We start from the raw sequence: 3,565 nt of genomic DNA on the forward strand, positions 1-3,565 counted from the left end.
TCCGTCGCAGCCGAGGCCGACCGGCACCCCGGCGGCGCGGTACTCCCGTACGGGCGCGAAACCGCCACCGCCGATCATCATGTTGGAACTGGGGCAGTGCGCGACGCCGACCCCGGCCGCGCCCAGACGGGCGATCTCGGCCTCGTTCGGATAGATGCAGTGCGCCACCCAGGCCCGCCCGGTCAGCCAGCCGACGTCCTCGAAGAGCTCGATGGGCCGCTTGCCGAAGGTCTCCAGGCAGTAGTCGTCCTCGTCGGGGTCCTCGGCGAGATGCGTGTGCAGCCGCACGTCGAGACGCTCGGCGAGCTCCGCGGAGCGCCGCATGAGGTCCGGGCTCACGCTGAACGGGGAGCACGGTGCGAGCGCGACGCGCACCATGGCGCCCCAGGACGCGTCGTGGTGGGTGCGCACCAGGCGCTCGCAGTCGGCGAGGATCTCGTCCTCGTCCTGGACGACCGAGTCCGGCGGGAGACCGCCGTCCTTCTCCGACACGCTCATCGAACCGCGGGTCGGATGGAACCGCATGCCGAGTTCGCCGGCCGCGGCGATCTCGGCCGACCACAGGTCGCCGCCGCCCTCCGGGTGGATGTAGAGATGGTCGGTGCTCGTCGTGCACCCGCCGAGGGCCAGCTCGGCCAGCCCGACCCACGCCGACAGATAGGACGCCTCTTCGTCGATCGCGCTCCACACGGGGTAGAGCGCGGTCAGCCACTCGAACAGCGAGCCGTTCACCGCCGGCGCGTAGGCGCGGGTCAGGTTCTGGTACAGGTGGTGGTGAGTGTTGATCAGGCCGGGGGTCACCAGGCAGCCGCCCGCCTCCAGCGTCCTGAGCGCCGCCGGCTCCGGATCGCCGGCGGCCCCCACACCGGTGATCAGCCCGTCGGTCACGGCGACCCAGCCGCCGGCCAGCTCCCTGCGCCGGTCGTCGCAGGTGGCGACCAGCGAGGCCGACCGCACGAGCAGGTCGGCCCGCGCCCCCTCGCCCTGCTCGGAGCCCGCCGTCGAGGTCGTGAATCCAGATGTCATCGGCATTCGGCGCGCGGGTCCTGACGGGGCCCGGAAAGGAGCGCCTCCTCCTGTCGTCGTGGGTCCCACGATCGTACGGAGCCCGCACCGGGCAAACCAATCCCCCGCAGCGGTTCAAGATCACGCCGAACGGCGGGTCGGAACGCCTCATTCACGGCGTGCGGGGAACGCAGATGACCAGGGGGTGCGCTGTGCACAGAGTCGGCAGAACACGCGCCGTCGCGGCGTCGGCGATCATCGCCATGGGAGTCCCGCTGCTCGCGGGATGCCAGGAGACCAGGACGGCGAGGCGCACCGCGAGGACCATCGCGCCCACGATCAAGGTCGGCGAGCCGGCCGCCCAGCTCGAGAGACAGTTCGAACAGGTCGCCCGGACCGTTCTGCCGTCGGTCGTGCAGATCACGACCGACCAGGGCGAGGGCTCCGGGGTGATCTACGACGACCGCGGCCACATCGTCACCAACGCCCATGTGGTCGCCGGAGCATCGACGATCAAGGTGACGCAGGCCAGCGGCGGCAAGCCGCTGGTCAGCAGGCTCGTCGGGCTCTTCAGTGCCGACGACCTCGCCGTGATCAAGGTGGACGGCGCGGTCGTCCGCCCGGCCGTGTTCGGAGACTCCGCCAAGCTGCGGCTGGGGCAGATCGTCATGGCCATGGGCAGCCCGCTGGGCCTGACCGGCAGCGTGACCGACGGCATCATCTCCGGCATCGGGCGCACGGTGAGCTCTGAGCGCGAGGGGGCCTTTCCCGGTGCGACCATCTCGAGCGCCGTCCAGACCAGCGCGGCGATCAATCCGGGCAACAGCGGTGGTGCCCTCGTCACCATGAACGGCCAGGTGATGGGCATCCCGACACTGATCGCCGCCGCCTCACCGGGGAAGGCCGCCCAGGGCATCGGCTTCGCGGTGCCGAGCAACACGGTCAAGAGCATCGCACCGCAGCTCATCAAGTACGGGAAGGTCACGAGCTCCGGCCGGGCCGCCCTGGGCGTGAGCGTGACGACGGTGATCAACCAGTCCACCGGCGAGCCGGCCGGCGTCGGCGTCATCGACGTCATCAAGGGCGGCGGTGCGGCCAAGGCCGGGATCCATCACGGAGACGTCATCATCGCCGTCAACGGCGCACCGACGCCGGCCCAGGGGGATCTGGCCAAGGTGCTGGCCGCGCTGAAGCCGGGTGACAAGGTGCAGGTCACCGTGCTCCGGAACGGCGGCCGGCGGAATCTGGAGGTGCGGCTCGGAGAGCTGCCCGGTTACTGATTCGCCGCGCCACGACGTGCGGGGGCCGGCTCACCTCCCGGCGTTGTGCAGTATCAGCCTCTGCCGGCGATAGTCGACGGTCACCGCGCCGAAGCGACGCAGCTCGTCGGAGCCGAGCAGGCCGGCGACCCGGCTGTCACCGAGCTCGAACACCGGCATGGCCCGCGCACGCAGTGCCTGGCCCCCGAGCGTCCAGCCGCGGACCCGGACCACCGGCGCAAAGGCCTCTCCGGCGATGCCCTGGACGTAGGCCGTGGCTCCGGTCAGCGGCAGTTGCAACTGCTGGACCAGCGAACGGTCCACCGACGAGGAAGAGGCACCGGTGTCGAGGATGAAGTCGAAGGGACCACGACCGTTCACCATCACCTGAACGAAGACGATGGTGGCCCCACGCTCGGTGACCACCCGGATCGGCACCGAGAACGCGCCGCCGGACGGTCGCGGCGCCGGCGGGCGGACCGACCGGGTGTCGCCCCATGCCGAAACGACGCCGTGCGCCGGCTCGGTCTCGAATCCACCCATGCCCAGCGTTAAGGCGACAACCAGCACGGGCGCGGCCCAGTGTGCCCTCATCACAATCACCCACTCATGGAGCCGGCCAATGAGTACCCCATTCCCTCGCGGGCTGGGTCTGACTCCTGCGGAAGATCCTGAAGAAGGCGCCTCACCTGGGCAAAGCCGTACGGCCCAGGGCCGGGTGCCGCTATGCCGGCGAGATGAAACCGGTCTCGTACGCGAAGATCACTGCCTGGGTGCGGTCACGCGCCTGCAGCTTGGCCAGGGTGTTGCCGACATGGGTCTTCACGGTCTGCGGGCTGACGAAGAGCTCTTTGGCGATCTCAGCGTTGGAATGGCCCTTGGCCATGAGCCGGAGCACCTCCGCCTCACGGTCGGTCAGCCGGCTGTGCCACCGCGCTCCGCTCTCCGCAGCGCGGCCGTGCTCGGTGGCGAGCGCCCGGATGGCCGCCGGGAACAGCAGGGTGTCACCGTGGGCGACCATGCGGATGGCCTGCACGATGTCCTGCGGCCGGGCCCGCTTCAGCAGGAAGCCGGTGGCCCCCGCACGCAGCGCGTCATAGACGTATTCGTCGTTCTCGAACGTGGTCACCACGATGATCTTGGGCGGCCGCGCGGCCGACTCCAGGATCCGCCTGGTGGCCTGGATGCCGTCCAGCGCCGGCATCCGCACGTCCATCAAGATCACGTCCGGGCGCAGCCGGGACACCTCGGCCACGGCGCGGGCGCCGTCGGCCGCCTCGCCGACCACCGTGAGATCGGGC

Annotated in this window: 4 protein-coding genes; 1 reads left to right on the forward strand and 3 read right to left on the reverse strand. The window is 70.5% G+C overall.

Features of this window, described 5'->3' with window-relative positions; all coding sequences use genetic code 11:
• Window positions 1–1,026 (reverse strand): amidohydrolase family protein (locus tag HKK72_RS37465; protein WP_187239134.1); only part of this gene is annotated, 1,026 nt, incomplete at its 3' end.
• A gap of 191 nt (window positions 1,027–1,217) precedes the next feature.
• Between HKK72_RS37465 and HKK72_RS37470 the strand changes: the two genes are divergently transcribed.
• Complete coding sequence (locus HKK72_RS37470) at window positions 1,218–2,285, forward strand: S1C family serine protease (RefSeq protein WP_315987639.1); 1,068 nt, start codon at window positions 1,218–1,220, stop codon at window positions 2,283–2,285.
• 30 nt (window positions 2,286–2,315) lie between these two features.
• Here the strand turns inward: HKK72_RS37470 and HKK72_RS37475 are convergent, their stop codons facing one another.
• Both HKK72_RS37475 and HKK72_RS37480 read right to left on the reverse strand, forming a co-directional pair.
• Window positions 2,316–2,858, reverse strand: coding sequence for a retropepsin-like aspartic protease (locus tag HKK72_RS37475; protein ID WP_222721631.1), 543 nt, complete (start codon window positions 2,856–2,858; stop codon window positions 2,316–2,318).
• Window positions 2,859–2,988: 130 nt separating this feature from the next.
• On the reverse strand, window positions 2,989–3,565 hold a 577-nt coding region (locus tag HKK72_RS37480), incomplete at its 5' end, for a response regulator (RefSeq protein ID WP_187239136.1).

This window comes from Actinomadura sp. HBU206391 (genome assembly GCF_014323665.1).
Taxonomy (GTDB): Bacteria; Actinomycetota; Actinomycetes; order Streptosporangiales; family Streptosporangiaceae; genus Actinomadura_C.